The organism is Flavobacterium sp. (assembly GCF_024642105.1).
GTDB lineage: Bacteria > Bacteroidota > Bacteroidia > Flavobacteriales > Flavobacteriaceae > Flavobacterium.
Map to the genome: position 1 here is coordinate 13362 of NZ_JAHEBT010000052.1, position 16042 is coordinate 29403.

The 16042-nt window shown below is 35.6% G+C and carries 14 protein-coding genes and 1 tRNA gene; 5 read left to right on the forward strand and 10 right to left on the reverse strand.

Features of this window, described 5'->3' with window-relative positions; genetic code table 11:
* The first annotated feature begins 27 nt into the window (after positions 1 to 27).
* The 3 genes from Q0L65_RS05625 (at position 28) to Q0L65_RS05635 (ending at position 1575) form a co-directional block, all read left to right on the forward strand.
* Positions 28 to 100: transfer RNA gene (locus Q0L65_RS05625), tRNA-Met, on the forward strand.
* Positions 101 to 368: 268 nt separating this feature from the next.
* Positions 369 to 890: a hypothetical protein gene (locus Q0L65_RS05630; protein WP_296684332.1), complete on the forward strand. Its 522-nt coding sequence runs from the start codon at positions 369 to 371 to the stop codon at positions 888 to 890.
* Positions 883 to 1575, forward strand: a complete 693-nt coding sequence (locus Q0L65_RS05635; RefSeq protein WP_296684334.1) for a nucleotidyl transferase AbiEii/AbiGii toxin family protein — start codon at positions 883 to 885, stop codon at positions 1573 to 1575. Before Q0L65_RS05630 ends, Q0L65_RS05635 begins: the two co-directional genes overlap by 8 nt.
* A 153-nt stretch (positions 1576 to 1728) precedes the next feature.
* Here Q0L65_RS05635 and Q0L65_RS05640 read toward each other — a convergent pair whose 3' ends face one another.
* From Q0L65_RS05640 to Q0L65_RS05655, 4 genes are read right to left on the reverse strand one after another with little or no spacing between them, the layout of a single operon-like run.
* Positions 1729 to 3012 carry a bile acid:sodium symporter family protein gene (locus Q0L65_RS05640; protein ID WP_296684336.1) on the reverse strand — a complete coding sequence of 428 codons (1284 nt, stop codon included), beginning with the start codon at positions 3010 to 3012 and terminating at the stop codon, positions 1729 to 1731.
* A gap of 3 nt (positions 3013 to 3015) precedes the next feature.
* The gene (locus Q0L65_RS05645; protein WP_296684337.1) at positions 3016 to 3678 is read right to left on the reverse strand and encodes an aspartate/glutamate racemase family protein; all 663 of its coding nucleotides are present in this window, start codon (positions 3676 to 3678) and stop codon (positions 3016 to 3018) included.
* A gap of 27 nt (positions 3679 to 3705) precedes the next feature.
* Positions 3706 to 5106 (reverse strand): four-carbon acid sugar kinase family protein, encoded by a 1401-nt coding sequence (locus Q0L65_RS05650; RefSeq protein WP_296684339.1) that lies wholly within the window; start codon positions 5104 to 5106, stop codon positions 3706 to 3708.
* A complete protein-coding gene (locus Q0L65_RS05655; protein ID WP_296684340.1) occupies positions 5106 to 6356 on the reverse strand; it encodes a ribulose-bisphosphate carboxylase large subunit family protein in 1251 nt (416 codons plus the stop codon). Before Q0L65_RS05655 ends, Q0L65_RS05650 begins: the two co-directional genes overlap by 1 nt.
* 152 nt (positions 6357 to 6508) lie before the next feature.
* Here Q0L65_RS05655 and Q0L65_RS05660 point away from each other — a divergent pair, with 152 nt between their 5' ends.
* Positions 6509 to 7684 carry a peptidogalycan biosysnthesis protein gene (locus Q0L65_RS05660; protein ID WP_296684342.1) on the forward strand — a complete coding sequence of 392 codons (1176 nt, stop codon included), beginning with the start codon at positions 6509 to 6511 and terminating at the stop codon, positions 7682 to 7684.
* Between the two features lie 165 nt (positions 7685 to 7849).
* Here the strand turns inward: Q0L65_RS05660 and Q0L65_RS05665 are convergent, their stop codons facing one another.
* Positions 7850 to 9760, reverse strand: coding sequence for an ABC-F family ATP-binding cassette domain-containing protein (locus Q0L65_RS05665; RefSeq protein ID WP_296684344.1), 1911 nt, complete (start codon positions 9758 to 9760; stop codon positions 7850 to 7852).
* 64 nt (positions 9761 to 9824) lie between these two features.
* Here Q0L65_RS05665 and Q0L65_RS05670 point away from each other — a divergent pair, with 64 nt between their 5' ends.
* Positions 9825 to 10208, forward strand: coding sequence for a DUF983 domain-containing protein (locus tag Q0L65_RS05670; protein ID WP_296684345.1), 384 nt, complete (start codon positions 9825 to 9827; stop codon positions 10206 to 10208).
* A gap of 5 nt (positions 10209 to 10213) precedes the next feature.
* On the opposite strand, the gene Q0L65_RS05675 is transcribed toward Q0L65_RS05670, so the two are convergent.
* The 5 genes from Q0L65_RS05675 to gldK all read right to left on the reverse strand — a co-directional run bounded on the left by Q0L65_RS05675 (position 10214) and on the right by gldK (position 15962).
* Entirely contained in the window at positions 10214 to 11263 is a 1050-nt protein-coding gene (locus tag Q0L65_RS05675) for an FAD-dependent oxidoreductase (RefSeq protein ID WP_296684347.1), read from the reverse strand.
* A 96-nt stretch (positions 11264 to 11359) separates the two neighbouring features.
* The gene (gene gldN, locus Q0L65_RS05680) at positions 11360 to 12250 is read right to left on the reverse strand and encodes a gliding motility protein GldN (RefSeq protein ID WP_296685199.1); all 891 of its coding nucleotides are present in this window, start codon (positions 12248 to 12250) and stop codon (positions 11360 to 11362) included.
* 39 nt (positions 12251 to 12289) lie between these two features.
* Positions 12290 to 13828 (reverse strand): gliding motility protein GldM, encoded by a 1539-nt coding sequence (gene gldM / locus Q0L65_RS05685; protein ID WP_296684348.1) that lies wholly within the window; start codon positions 13826 to 13828, stop codon positions 12290 to 12292.
* 49 nt (positions 13829 to 13877) lie between these two features.
* Positions 13878 to 14513, reverse strand: coding sequence for a gliding motility protein GldL (gene gldL, locus Q0L65_RS05690; RefSeq protein WP_296684350.1), 636 nt, complete (start codon positions 14511 to 14513; stop codon positions 13878 to 13880).
* A gap of 27 nt (positions 14514 to 14540) precedes the next feature.
* A complete protein-coding gene (gene gldK, locus Q0L65_RS05695; RefSeq protein WP_296684352.1) occupies positions 14541 to 15962 on the reverse strand; it encodes a gliding motility lipoprotein GldK in 1422 nt (473 codons plus the stop codon).
* Positions 15963 to 16042 lie beyond the last annotated feature (80 nt).

The following is a 16042-nucleotide window of genomic DNA, read 5'->3' on the forward strand; positions in this document are numbered from 1 at the left end:
TTCGTTGTATATTTGCACTCGAAACATCGCGGGATAGAGCAGTAGGCAGCTCGTCGGGCTCATAACCCGAAGGTCACAGGTTCGAGTCCTGTTCCCGCTACTAGTCGTACCAATGACCTCAAGAGAAATCTTGAGGTTTTTTTATGGACTCAAATAAGTCTATAAAATCTTCCATTTCGTCAACTAAAGATTCGATTATTGGCTCTGAAATTCCTACTAGTTGCACCAATGACCTCAAAAGCAATTTTTAGGTTTTTTTATGTTTTTTTAAAACATATCGCATATCGCAATATGAAATATAATAGTGTAAAATATTGTTTGTCAATATATAAATTAGTAATATTGCATATCGCAATATGAAATATACTATGATACAGACTAAAAATAATCTCAAACCACAAGACGTAGTAATACTATTAAAAATAATAGCTCTTGGAGACAAATCTTGGTTCCACCATACTATTGCAAAAGAATTGGGAATAAGTCAATCCGAGGTAAGTCAGTCACTAAATCGTTCTAAATATGCTGGATTAATAGATGGTGAAAGAAAAAAAGTAAACAAATTAGCTTTTACAGAATTTCTACTCCATGGAGTTTCGTATGTATTTCCACAACAACCTGGCGCAATGGTAAGAGGAATCGCAACGGCGCATTCCGCTGCGCCATTAAACAAAATAATTGTTGCAACTGAAAAATACGTTTGGCCTTACGCTAAAGGTTCAGACAGAGGTCAAGCGGTTGAGCCACTCTACAGTTCTGTAGTGGAAGCAACAAAAAAAGATACGGAATTATATGAATTACTTACTTTAGTAGACGCTATACGCGTGGGGAAAATTCGTGAAAAAGAATTAGCAAAAAAAGAACTAGAAAAAAGAATATTGGATGCATAATAAAGTCATAAACCTTGCTTTGGTTGCACAAGTAGCTATAGGATTAAAAGAATTAAAAGATAAAATGGTCTTTATTGGCGGAGCGGTAATTAGCCTATATACGGACGATCCATCTGCTGATGAAATTCGTCCTACCTCTGATATTGATATGACCATAAACTTAGCCAACTATGCCGAATGGGCAAAAATGCAAGAACGTTTGGCAGAACTTAACTTTTATCCCGACCCACAGGGTCAATCCATTTGTTCCTATAAATTTCAGGATATTGCTATTGACATTATGCCTGCAGAAGATAGCAGTATAGGGGTTTCGAACCAATGGTATAAACCAGGTTTTAAAAATTTACAAAAAATACAATTAGAAAATGAGGGGGTTGAAATTAATATTTTACCAGCCGCTTATTTTCTAGCGACTAAACTAGAAGCATTTAAAGACAGAGGGAAAAATGATTTTTACGGAAGTCACGATTTTGAAGATATTATTTATCTAATTGACAATAGAAAAACAATCGTTAGCGATATTCAGGAAGCAGATGAAGAAGTAAAACAATTTATAAAAACCGAATTAACCTCCATCAATAATCATAAACAATCTAATGAAATATTAGCAATGCATATCCATCCATTAATCAGAGAGGAGCGTTTTAAAATTTTAAAAGAAAAGATAGAGAGAATAGTAAACTAAAATTAAGTTCAAATTTTTTTTATAGACTCAAATAGATAGAAAAACTTTTCCATTTCGTCAATCAATGATTCGATAATTTGGTTTGAATTATCTACTAAAAAAACCTCATATTGCTATGAGGTTTTTTTTATTAAATTTAATACAAAATTATGACTATTTAGAATAACCTACTTCATCCTTGCGTCTCCAATAATTAGCTAATAGAGATCCGGAAATGTTCATCCATGGACTAAATATGGCAGCAGCTAACCCTACAGTTGCTAGTTTACCCATTGAACCCGCTAAGCCAGATGCCATACCTCCATTTTGCAACCCTACTTCAAGGGCAATCGTTCTACTAGAATTTTTATCAAATCCTAACCCGCGACTAATCCAATAACCTAAAGTATAACCTAAAGTATTGTGTACTATAGAAGCAATCAATATCAATATCCCAATAGACATAATATTTTCTCTACTTGCTGCAGTAGTTACTGTTGTAAAATAGACAATCCCCATCATAGACAACATGGGCATAAAAGAATGAATTTTTGGGCGCCAAATTACGAGATGATAATACAGTACCCCTACAATTATAGTTCCCAAAATAAAATTAGTCAATTCTAACAGTAACATTGTGGTTTCTGAAAACATAGCAGTTAATAAATTCCAGACCCCAAACAAAACTATACTTAACCAAATAATTGCTAGTAAAAAAAGTCGATTAACTTGTCTTCTAAATCGAGGAGAACCATTCAAATAAGCATCATACAACAACGCAGCACCAATTGGGACAATCACTATTTTAATAATTTCCACACACATATTTAAAAAACTAACCTCAACATAAGTCCCAGCAAGTTGTTGCATCATTAGAGGAGTCATTATTGGGGCTAACAAAGTTGAAACAGCAGTTACGGTAACTGAAAGTGGTAAATTGGCTCGAGCTATAAACACCATCACATTGGAAGCTAAACCACTAGAACAAGAACCTATGAGAATAATACCCGCAGCAATTTCTGGTTCAAAATGAAATAGTTTAGTTAACAAATAACCTACTCCTGGCATAATTGTAAAATGGCATAGTATACCTACTAAAACCCCTTTCCCCATAGTTTTTACACCGTAAAAATCCTTTATACTCATTTGAGTTCCCATTCCAAACATAACAATTTGTACCACTACAAGTAGCAACCATTTGTTTCTTAAATCGAAGTCTCCCCATTTTAAGAATGCCGATGGATAAATCATCCCGCAACTAATGGCAACCAAAATCCATGCGGTATACTGATAGCTTTTTAAAGAATTTACGGATCCCATTCCAATTGCTAAAAACACACTACTACTAACAGCCAATGGAGCTGTCCCATTTTCCCAACCAAGCAGTAACGAAAGTATCAAAATCATTACTGAAAATAAACCTAAGTTTAAACTGTATTTTTGAATTTGAGGTATCATAATTTACAATTGAGTTTTTAAATAATCCATTGCTATTTCTGGGCTAGCCAAAATTGGAACTTTTTTATCCTCGGCTGATAACTGTCCTACAACTCTAGCCATTGATGCTTGTGCTAATACAATTACATCGACTTGTTGAGACAATTCTTTCAAAGCCGAAGCTACCATTGCGTCGTGAATTTCTGGCTGTCCTTTCATCAAAGCATCAAAAGCACCCTCACATAAACGCGCGGTTAATTCAATCTCTTTTCCTGCCACAATAGCTCTTCTTCTAACTAAATCAGAAGTTGGTTCTAAAGTAGTTGATAAGGTAGCCACAACTCCTATTCGAGATCCTAACCGAACCGCCTGATCTGCCATTGGCTGATCAACACGCAAAACCGGCACTTTAGTCAATGAAGCCGCAGTTTCTACTGCCGATCCAATAGATGAACAAGTGACCATAATATAATCAGCACCCGCAGCCTCTGCAGAACCCACATAATCAACCACTCTTCGGGAAGTATCTGGAGTTAAAACACCTCTTTCTATAGTATTTTTAATCAAACTGTCATCGACAATATTAAAAACCGTAAGCTCTTTATCTTTTAAAAAATTATTTATCAACTCCTGAAATACTGGTACTAAAGTTGCTGATGTATGAACCAACGCTAATTTTTTCGTCATTTTTTTACTCTTTTAACTATTCATTATTTAAATTGTCTTTCGTCCTTTCTGCAGAGCCCCAAAATAGGTTTCATCTCCTACTTGGCCACCTTTCAAGTTAACGTCTATTTGATCTACAGGAGAATTGGGTGCAAAAGCTCGACACATTGGCGCTCCAATAAAGACTGGCGCAATCATTTCTACTGCTACAATTCCTAACTCTCTAGCCACATAACTAGAGGTATCCCCGCCAGCAATAATTAATCTTTCAACAGGAAATTGATTTAATGCTCCACGCGCGGATTGCCCCAAAATTTTCCCAAATCGCTTGGCAGTTTGAGAGCGAATCATTTGCTCATTCCATCCTTTCTGTTCAAAAAACATTCTGGTTTCTACAACTCTCAAATCTTCTGGCCCCTTAGAAGTGTGCATAATAACACTTTTCCCTTTTTTCAAATAATGTACTATTCTTTCCTGGTATTGAGCTATCAAACTAGCTTCCAAATCGTCACTTTTTAAGACATCAACCGCAACAGCTATTTCTTCAAACCCATTGGCTAAAGCCCAACTAATTTGAGATGCGGTAACAGGAGAAACACTTCCTGAAAGCACTAAAATAGGTTTACTTTCAGACAACGTATTCCAAGTATCCCTTGGAATCAACCTCCCTTTTTGTACCCAAAAATCACCCAATGCCTTTTCTATTCCAGAAGATCCAATTGAAAAAAGAGGCTTATCTTCAGCAACACAACTATCAATAAGTTCTCCTATTATTTGCATTTGATTTTCATACATTGCATCAAAGAAAATAATGGAATTTCCTGAAGCCACTTCGGTAGCCAATTTCTCTTTTATTTCTTCTCTGCTTTTACCTAAATCGACTAAATCAATTAACCCCATAGGTTGTTGAATTTGTTTGGACAAATGAAGTCGTAAATCACTTTCATCAGCTGGGGTAATAGGATGTTTACTCATAGAAGGATGTCTATCTAATCTATGAATTGCTCCTTGACTCCCAATCCCCATTCTTGCATAAAGATGACCAAATGCAGAATATCGTCCAAGATTAGGAGCAGCAACAACAATGGGAGTAAATTCATTTTCAAAAATTGCGGCTCCAACTTGAATTGCAGTTCCAATATTGCCAATCTCTGGAGAAGAATCAAAAGTGGAACACACTTTATAATGAACATGGCGAACTTGTAATTTTTTAATCGATTGAAAAGCGTTATGAAGTACTTTATCCATTTCATTTGGCTCCATCGATCGGGTCATTCCTGCAATCCCAATAGCATCTAAATCATGAAATTGACTTAATAATTCTTGACTAGGATTGTCTAGAAATAGTACCGTTTTTGCTCCCGCACGACTCAAAAATTCTAAGGCATCTGTCGAGCCAGTAAAATCATCTCCGTAAAAAGCCAATAAAATTTCTTGTGTTTTTTGCATTAGTCTATTCCTCCAAATTTCACTACTGATTCACCAAATTCTTTATATTGTTTTGCAGCAACCTCTAAAGTCACTCCTTTAACAGCAGCATCCCAAGCTTGATGTAATGCTCTCACTCCTCCTGCGGGTCCTGACGGATGCGCCATAATTCCTCCTCCAGCCATATACAGCAAATCGGTGGTTTGAGTTCTTCTGTAAGTTTCAAATGCTTGTCCACCCCATTGACCAGATGAAACAACTGGAATTACCGATTCATTATTTAAAAATGGGGTTTGACACGATTGGATAGATCTTACTACAGCATCATCCGATTCCCAAAATTTATTTTTAATTCCATTAACGTGCATTTGGTCTACACCAGCTAATCGCCAAATTTTATTATAGGCAGGAAAATTGATGCCTAAAAGCGGATGTCTATTTAACATTCCCCAGCCATTTCGGTGTCCGTGAATGGATAATTCTCCCCAATCACATACCTGTTTTACTCCTGTCCACCCCACACTATTAATACTCAACATAGCACAGGTACCTCCTGCTTGAACAACTGTTTCGTATTGAGATTTCATTGTTTCTAAGTCGCCCGTAATATTAAAAGCATACATTATTTTTTTTCCTGTCTTATCCGCAAATTCATTTATGACACGCATAATTTTTTCTACTCGAACCGAAAAAGGCGAATTCGCTGAAGAGGCTAATAATTCATCATCTTTAATAAAATCAATCCCTGCCTCTGCAAGAGTTCGAACCAAATCTGCAGTATATTCTGGAGTCAATCCAACACTAGGCTTAATGATTGTACCTATCATGGGTCTTTCAGATCCCACATTAGCTAAGGATTTTGTACCGCTCATACCAAACTTCGGACCTTTAAAATGGTGGGCAAAAGAAGGAGGCAATTCAAAATCATCCAATTTTAATCCGGTAAACTGACGCAACTCGTACAAATTCCCTTGAAGCGTCGAAATTAATGTAGGAATGTTATATCCAAAATTCTCAATTGACCAAGAAACTGTCACCTTAGCTCTATTGTAAACCTTATTGTCAATTACTTCTCCAGGCATACTAGGTCTGGTTACTTTTTCTAATAATTCTATTTCTTCTACTCTAGCTGCAAATCGAGTTTTTAGTTCATCTGTTTCGCCTGGAACGGAAACAAATGTTCCGCTAGATTGTTCTCCTGCTAAAACAGCTGCGGCTTGCTCAACAGCATAAGGAGTTTCTATAAGATAAGTTGCGAGGATTCTTTCCATTTACATTAAGTTAATTGTCAAATTTACACTTATTTTTTATAAAATAATATATATCACTAAAAAACATCTGGATCCAAAGTGAGAAAGTTAAAACTAACAATACAGCAAGTAATTATTAACAAACACAACTTATCAATTCTTAATTTGTATTTTTGAAGAAATATTCTTCTCCAATTTTGAAATCTATTTATTCGTACCAAATCTATTCTAGTGTTAGTCAACTTCCTGAAAATTGGAACGAATTAGCCGTTACTACCATTTTCTTATCAAAAGAATACCTTGCCATTCTTGAAAAATCAGCTCCTGCCAATATGAGTTGTCACTTCATCGGTATGTTTGACAAAGAGACTTTGGTTGGGATAGCCGTTTCTCAATTTGTAGATTTAAACCAATTAGACTCTTTTGGAGAGCGCGACCAATGCATCAAATCATCAGTGCGTAATATTGTATTTAAGAATTTTTGCTCCCATATCCTATTGATTGGCAATAATACCTTGACGGGACAAAATGCTTTTGTAATTTCAGAAAACGCCCATCCAAATGAAGTTTTAAAAACACTCCAAAAAGCCGTTACAGAACTTAAAGCCATTTTCAAGGCGAAAGGCAAAAAAGTACATATGTGTGGGCTAAAAGATTTTTGCAAGGAGGAACTAAACTCATTAGAAATTCCTGAATTCAAACCCTATTTGCTGTTTTCTACCCAACCCAATATGATTTTCACTGTACGGAACCATTGGAAAACAGAAGAAGATTATGTAGCAGCTTTGTCTAAAAAATACCGAGACCAATACAAACGAGCCAGAAAAAAAGCAACGGGACTAGTCAAAAAACAATTGTCTTTAGAGGAAATTAAATCCCAAGAAGAAGTGATTTATGATTTGTATTACCATGTAGCCAAAAGTGCGCCGTTCAATACGTTCTTTTTACCTAAAAATCACTTTGCCGTTTTCAAAGAACAACTTCAAGAAAACTTTTTATTTTACGGCTATTTTGAAAATGACAAACTAATTGGCTTCAACACCTTAATCAAAAACGGAAGTGATTTAGACACTTACTTTTTAGGTTATGACGATAGCGTTCAAAGAGAGAAAATGTTGTATTTGAACATGCTATACGACATGATTGGCTATGCCATCAAAGAACAATTTAAGACGGTTATTTTTGCCCGAACTGCTTTAGAAATTAAAAGTTCGGTAGGCGCGACACCTTTAAAAATGTACGGTTTGATGAGCCATGACAATACATTCATCAACAGTCGTCTTGATTTCTTTTTTCGTTATTTAGAACCTGAAACGGTTTGGAAAGAACGCCATCCTTTTCAGGATTAAGTTTTTTTTCTTTTGCCGCTAAGGCACTAAGGCGCAATTTTTTTCTCTAATTAGTTGTATTTAGTATTGAAATTAGTTTTACGTCCGTTTGAATGATTTTCTTCGTAAAGTTTAGGCAAGAAAATTGTCCTTCGGCTTTGCTCAGAATGACAGACCAAATACAATTTAATTCAAGCTATCAATCTCTTCCTGAACGATTTCCCAATCCAAAAGCAATTGCTCTAAGTCGGCTTTCTTTTTATTGTAGGCCGTAAAGAAAGAAGCGTCTTCAATGTGTTTGTCGTAATTAGACGCTAACATTTTATCGTCGTGCTGAATGTCTTTTTCCAATTGCTGGATTTGACTTTCAATTTTGCTTAACTTATTTTGCAGGGTTTTCCCTTTTTTCTGGTCTTCGTAGGATACTTTTTTGTTTTCTTTTGGGGCTTCTTTTTTAGCAATGTCTTTTTTCTCGACTTCTCGCATGTTTTCTAAATTGCGCTGTTCCAAGAAGAAATTAATATCTCCTAAATATTCTTTTATTTTTTGGTCTTTGAATTCGTACACAATATTCGACATTCCTTGCAAGAAATCCCTATCGTGAGAAACCAATAACAAGGTGCCTCCAAATTTTTGCAAAGCCGCTTTCAACACATTCTTCGATTTAATATCCAAGTGGTTCGTTGGCTCATCCATCAACAACACATTGATCGGTTGCAACAACAATTTACACAAGGCCAAACGGTTTCTTTCGCCTCCAGAAAGTACTTTTACCTTCTTTTCGACATCATCACCACGAAACAAGAAAGAACCTAACATATCGCGTACTTTAGAGCGATTCGTATCCATGGCAGCATCTTCCATCGTTTGAAGTAGCGTAATTTCTCCATCCAAATATTCCGCTTGGTTTTGGGCAAAATAACCCAACTGTACATTATGTCCCAATTTAATCGAACCCTCGTAGTCAAACTCATTTACTATCGCTTTGATGAAAGTCGATTTCCCTTGACCATTCTGCCCCACAAAGGCAATTTTACTTCCACGTTCTACGAGTAAATTAATGTCTTTTAAGATGGTTTTATCTCCGTAACTCTTGGTTACATTCTCCGCCTCTACTACTACTCTACCTGGTTCTTTTGATACTGGGAAAGAAATATTCATCACTGAATTATCGTCTTCATCCACCTCAATACGTTCTACTTTATCTAATTTTTTGATTAACGATTGCGCCATCGAAGCTTTGGATGCTTTGGCACGAAACTTCTCAATTAACTTTTCCGTTTCTTCAATTTTTTTAGCTTGATTTTTTTGGGTAGCCAATTGCTTTTCGCGAATTTCATGTCGTAATTCTAAATACTGCGAATACGGTTTGTTGAAATCGTAGGCTTTTCCAAGCGAAATTTCGATAGTTCTATTGGTCACATTATCCAAGAACATTTTATCGTGAGAAACGATCACTACAACTCCAGGAAAATTGCGTAAAAATCCTTCCAACCAAATGATACTCTCTATATCCAAGTGATTCGTTGGCTCATCCAGCAACAAAATATCATTGGATTGCAATAATAATTTAGCCAACTCAATACGCATACGCCAACCTCCTGAGAAAGTTTCTGTTTGATTATTGAAGACCTCTCTTTTAAAACCCAATCCCAACAGAATTTTTTCGGTATCGCCCACATAATTGTAACCCCCTAATAATTCAAATCGGTGCGTATAATCAGATAAATCTTCAATAATTTGAGAGTATTCTTCACTTTCATAATCGGTTCGGGTAACCAATTGATGATTGATTTCTTCTAGCTTTTTTTCGACAATTTTAATTTCGGTAAACGCTTCATACGCTTCTTCCAAAACCGTTCTTCCTTGTTCAAAATCGATGTCTTGACGAAGAAAACCCATCTTAATTTCTTTCTCTTGGGCAATACTTCCCGAATCTGGAGCAAAATCGCGCGCTAAGATTTTTAGCATGGTCGATTTTCCAGCACCATTTTTACCGACAAGACCTACTCGGTCTCCAGCACCAAGGCGAAAAGTAACTTCTTCAAATAAATAAGAACCTCCGAATGAAACGGACAAATTGTGTATATTAAGCATAGTTTGTGACTAATGTTACATTGGTACTTTCAAAAAAATGTACCTTTGTTAAAAATTTTTGCAAATGTTAAAAAAAGGATCCAAACTAAATAGTATTTTAACAGGAAGTTGTCCTAAATGTCAAAATGAAAGCATGTATGTGGATAAAAATCCGCTACATCTTGGAAATGTGCTGAAAATGAATGAAAATTGCAGCCATTGCGGTTTGAAATATCAAATAGAACCTTCGTTCTTTTATGGCGCTATGTATGTGAGTTATGGTTTGAACGTAGCAGTAGGTGTAGCAGCATTTATTATTGCTCACGTTTTTGTAGGGCTTAATTTAGTGAATTCTTTTATTGCCATCATCGGAACACTTGTTGTTTCTTTCCCATTTGTTTTACGTTGGGCGAGAAATATCTACATCAATATGTTTGTTTCGTACGACCCAAATGCGTCTAAAGAGTAAACCTTTTACTTCTTTTTATTGGTAAATCGCTGGATATCAATTTCCTTAGGCAAAGGAATTTGGTTTTCAACAGCATCGTATAAGGCTTTTGCCATAGCTGGCCCGAGCATTACCCCTCGGGTTCCTAAACCATTCAAGACATGAATTTGCTTATGAATAGGATGGGTTCCAACCAAAGGTCTTCGATCTCGAACTGTTGGCCGCACTCCTGCAAAGTGAGTTATAATCTCAAAATCACAACCAATAATTTCTTGTATTCGTTCTACTAATTCAGCTTTTCCTTCTTCTGTAGGTAAATCAGTTTTATCTTTCCAATTGTAAGTTGCTCCTACTTTAAACAAGTCATTGCCTAAAGGCAAAATAAAGACGCTGGTGTTCACAATTACATCCAAATCTAAGTCGGGTGCTTTTATAATAAACAACTCACCTTTGGTACCGTCTAATGGCAACTGATTAAAATACGGATTAGCATGCAGCCCAAAACCTTCTGCAAAAATGATATGCTTAGCTTGAACATCTTTATAACGAACACTATCTTCTTCAAAAACAATCGCGGTATAATCAAATGATTCTTGGCGAAACCAATTAGTATCCACTAAATAATTTCGATAGGCTGACAATAATGAAGCCGTATCTACATAGCCCGTATGCAATACTTCTCCATAACCAAAAGGTGCTGTAATGCCCTTGTATTCTTTGAAATGCAACTGCGTAGATAAAAAAGGAGCTAACGCCGGTTTATCGGAAGCGGCAAACCAATTGTTTTGTTCTTCCACAGAAAAAAATTTTCGTACAATAGGCATTTTATAATCGAATTGCTGCTCAATTTTAGGCTTTAATTGAGTATAAAATTCATTCATAGTAACCAATTGAGCTTGTGCTTCCCAAACTTCACTAAAACGCTTCAAAATAACCGGATTGTACAAACCTCCTGCAATCTTGGAAGAGTTTTGCGAATCGTTATCTACCACCAGAATCGTTTTGTCGTGCTGCAACGCTTTTTCGGCAAAAGAAATACCTGCCAATCCACAACCTACAATTAAATAATCAATCATAACGCAATTTTGAATACTACAAAGTAAGGACTTTAAAAGAAAAAACTCCTACCTTTTGGGTAAGAGTTCTCATTATTTTTTTTAGAATAAAATTCATTAATAATTCCACATATCTTGTTCGAAACTACGAATTTTATCTTTCACTCGATCCGATTCTAACAACTGATTCTGTGCATTGTCTTTCATGTAATCTTTAATATCTCTATCTCCGTAGACATTTTCCTCTTTATAAATCACACTATTGAAACGGCGCGAATTTAATATCTGGTCGAAAGATATTGGCATAGACGAATTTTTCTCGTTGAATGCTTTAGCACTGTACAAAGTTTCTCTAGCATCTGGGAAAAATACCCAAAACAATTCAATAAAATCGGGATCTTCACTGTTCATAGTATATACGTCTGGCGTTACCGGACAAATTCCTAACAAACGGTATTTCAATTCGCTTTGACGTTTGTCAAAATACCACAACCCTTTGATTTTATATTGTGTAACATCTTGCGAAGTCAAATCTTGTTGCACAATGTATTCTGGAGATATTTTTTGCCCCGCATTCAATTGCTCTCTCCCTGCATCTGTAGTATCTATTCGAGACAAAGACGCTTTAATATCCTTGAATGATTTTTTAGTATTGAAATAACTATCGGTGTATACTTCCGTGATTTTACCTTTTTTAATACCTTTAATCAGAACATCATACAATGAACGTCTTTCTGTACCTACATTAGCTGTATCAATTGGGAAATACAATGGAAAATTAATTTTTTCTCCCAAATCAATAACCTCCCAGGTCATTCTACTCATTAAAATATCTCTATCATGAACATACCCGTATGCTAAAGGTTTGTCATTATCAGAGTCCAATTGAGCCGCTGACTTGATTCCAATTTGGCTTGGCGTTTTTGCATTAAGCAAATTCGATTGTCCAAAAGAAGCTACACCACAACTGATTGAAAAAATAGCTATTAAAAAACTTCTAACGTTCATCATGTTTTGAATATATTGAGTAGTTTGTTATTCTACTTATTATTGTATTTCATAAATTACTGGTGCCGTTCTTGGCAACATATAACTTCCTGCACCCACTAATTTAGTTTTAATTTCAGAAATAGTTACTTGATCTCCTCTTCCTGCTTTAGCCAAAACTGCTTTGCATTGTGCATTCAATTTATTTCCTGGAACTACTACAGTAGGTTGTCCTGTCACTTTAAAGTTAAAACCAACTACATCTAATCCTACTTCAAAGTCAAAATCAACTAATTTAGCTCCTACAGTAGAAATTTCTAAGCTTGATTTAGGTCCTTTAACTACACCCATTTCACCTCTAATTGTTCCCACAGGGCCCGGAATTCCTTTAATTCTGAATTTTTTCTGATCCGAAACTTTAGAACCATCAGGCAATGTTCCTGTAACACTAATTACAGCTTCATTCCCAGCACCAGGATTCATCACATATTTTCCGCCACCCACAGATTTTAACCCTGGACCACTTGCCGATACTTTATCTGCAGACACTCCAGCAAATGAAATAGACATTGGATTCGAAACTCCTCTATACACCACATTCATTTTATCAGCTGAAATAGTCGCCGAGTTAGGACGAGGAACGACAACATACTTCCCTTCAAATGCCAATGGAATAGTTTCTCCATCTTGAACAAAGGTAAATTTACCATTGATTTTTTGTTCACCAACACCACCTGCAGTCATAGAAATTATAGCTTGTCCATTCTCCAAACGTCCTGGACCTTGAAATGAAGTAGGTTTCGTATTGGCATCATATTTACCTAAAACTACTTTTCCCGTTACCTTTTCACCTTGGTAATAGGCATTTTTATCCAATACTACCAAAGCAGTAAAGTTTTTCATAGAAGACGCTTCAACAGCCGCTTTTCCTAATAAAATACTATAAATATCTGCCTCTGCTTTCTTCACATCATTTTGAAATGAAGTAATCTTAGTTAAAGAAGCAATTGCAGGAAATCCTTTGAAATGGTAGTCTAAATATTTTTTAGTTACGCCTTCACCATCCACTACATCAGCAGTAGAGAATTTTGTTCCAATCTCAGCTAAAACACCTTTCAATTTACTATTGTTTCCAACGGCAGTTTTCATATCGGTTACGTATTTTGAGAATTTTGATACAATCTCATTTCCTTTTTTAGAATAACCGTCTCCTTCAAACCAACCTTCGTCAATAGCAGCTCCTTTATCCATTGCTTCGTAAGGTAATTTACCCGTTTCTTCATCCACTTCAACGCCTTCTGTGGCATCAGCCTTTAAAGTACCTAAATATTCGTAGAATTCTTTAGAAATACTCGCTACTTTTTTTGCATCGGCTGCAGCTTGAACAAAGTGCGCATCTTCACCTGCTTTTTTATCTAACGCTTGCAACATACTAGCGTTCATTGACTCAGCACTTACATTTGCTGCATCAAATTTTTCATTCATTAATCCAAAAGCCGATAATACTTCTTTGGACATATTTAAAGCTAACATTGCGATGAAAACCAGATACATCAGGTTTACCATCTTCTGTCTAGGACTTAATTTTCCTCCTGCCATTTTATTTTAAATAATTAGTTAGTAAAGTAATTTAGTTTAAAACTAATTATTATCCTTTGTTACTCATTGCAGAAAGCATTCCACCATATACTGCATTCAATGAAGCAATATTAGCCGTCATGGATTGCATTTGTTGTTTCAACATGGCAGCATTTTCAGCGATATCTTTATTAGCTTCAGCATTTACTGATGCACTTTCTAATTGTAATTTATACAAACTATTCAACGACTCCATTTGAGCAGCTGCTTTAGTTAATTCTTCACTATATTTTTTAGTAGATGCCATAGCATCAACTGTGGGTGCAATACCATTAGCTGCTGATTCAAAATTTTTGATACTATTTCCCAAACTTGCCATTAACTCTCCGTCAATTTTAGCTTCTTTCAACATAGCATCTAATTTTTGAGAAAGTAATCCATCTGCATCAGATGCATCTTCTTTCTTTTTCGCTTTTGGCTTTGCTTCACCACCCGCTAATTCTGGATAAACCAACGTCCAATCTAATTCATCATCTACTTTATCAAACGCCGACAATGCAAAAATAAACGCCTCAGTTAAAAGTCCAATAACTAATAACTGACTTGCTCCTGTCCAGTGTTGGATTTTAAACAAAGCTCCTACAATTACTACAGCCGCTCCCATACCGTAAGCGAAATTCATTACTTTTTTGTTGATTAATGCCATAATTATTTATTCTTTAAGTGATATTTATTATTTTTTTGTATTTGTTTTTTTAGTTGAAATTTTCTGAGTTCCCATATAGTCTTGAACCGTTCTAAAACCAATGTAACTTCTTGCAGAATCTGCATATTCGTAATCTCTAGTAGATACTTGTAACATATAAGCTACGTCTTTCCAAGAACCTCCACGCACTACTTTTCGTTTATTTTTAAAATCTTGAATATTTGGACTCATGGTAGAAACGTATTCATAAGCACCTGCATCATAAGCTGTAGCAGTCCATTCTGCCACGTTACCTGACATATTATACAAGTTATATCCGTTAGGATCAAATGATTTTGCTTCTACAGTGTACAAGGCATTGTCCGCAGCATAATCTCCCCTACTAGGTTTGAAGTTGGCCAAGAAACATCCTCTATCATTTTTCGTGTAAGGACCTCCCCAAGGATAAGTAGCTGATTGTAATCCGCCTCTAGCAGCATACTCCCATTCTGCCTCCGAAGGCAATCTGAATTTGTTAACCAAATTTCTACCTTTTTTCTTTGATTTTTTGATATATGCATTTTTATACAACGTTCTCCATTCACAAAAAGCTACTGCTTGTTTATGATTTACCCCAACAACAGGATAGTCGCCATACGATTTAAAACCAAAATAATCATTATGCATGGGCTCATTATACGAATAGGAAAAATCTTTAATCCAAACGGTAGTATCTGGGTATACTTTTACTTGTTCTGTTCTGATAAAATCTTGTCTTTTACCTCCTTTTGATTTCGCAGCCGCTTGGATATCCATCCAAGAATAACGGAATTTTAATTTATCTACATCAATGGTTCTAAGACCATTGTAAGATGCTTCCAAAGGCAAATACATCGAATCCATAACTTCTGCATAGGATTCGTCTGGATATTTCTTTGTGTCTGTAATTAATTTAACTTTTTTGTTTAATTTTCTATAAGCATTAGGATCATCTTTAGTACCTATACTGTAATAATTATCCCACATGTATTTTTCATACACATTGTTACTTTTCGAATTTTTAACATTTTTATCATCATAATCGTTATATGCAAAACTAGAAATAGTTATATTCTTGTCTTGATTTCCTCCACTATTAGAACTTCCCTCAGCCATAAGTGCTAAACGAACTCTCATTGTCGAATCTTTTACCCATTCCACAAACTGACGGTATTCACTATTGGTAATCTCTGTTTCATCCATATAAAAAGAAGGAACAGTTACTGTTTTTGTAGGTGCATCTTCAACCCCAGCTAAGTCTTGATCTGACTTACCCATAATGAACGAACCTCCAGGAACTAAAGACATTCCGAATGGTTTTTCAGGATGCCATTTAGCCCCTTTTATCCCAACCAATTCTCCTTTATCTCCAGATTTTCCGCAACTAATCAATAGTGTCAAAATTGCTGTAAATGCAATGAACTTCTTCATATAATTTTGAGTTATATTTTCTTTATTTTTCAATGTGTAAACCTATTTATTATTTTTTTAAAAAGCAATTTTTTTATTTC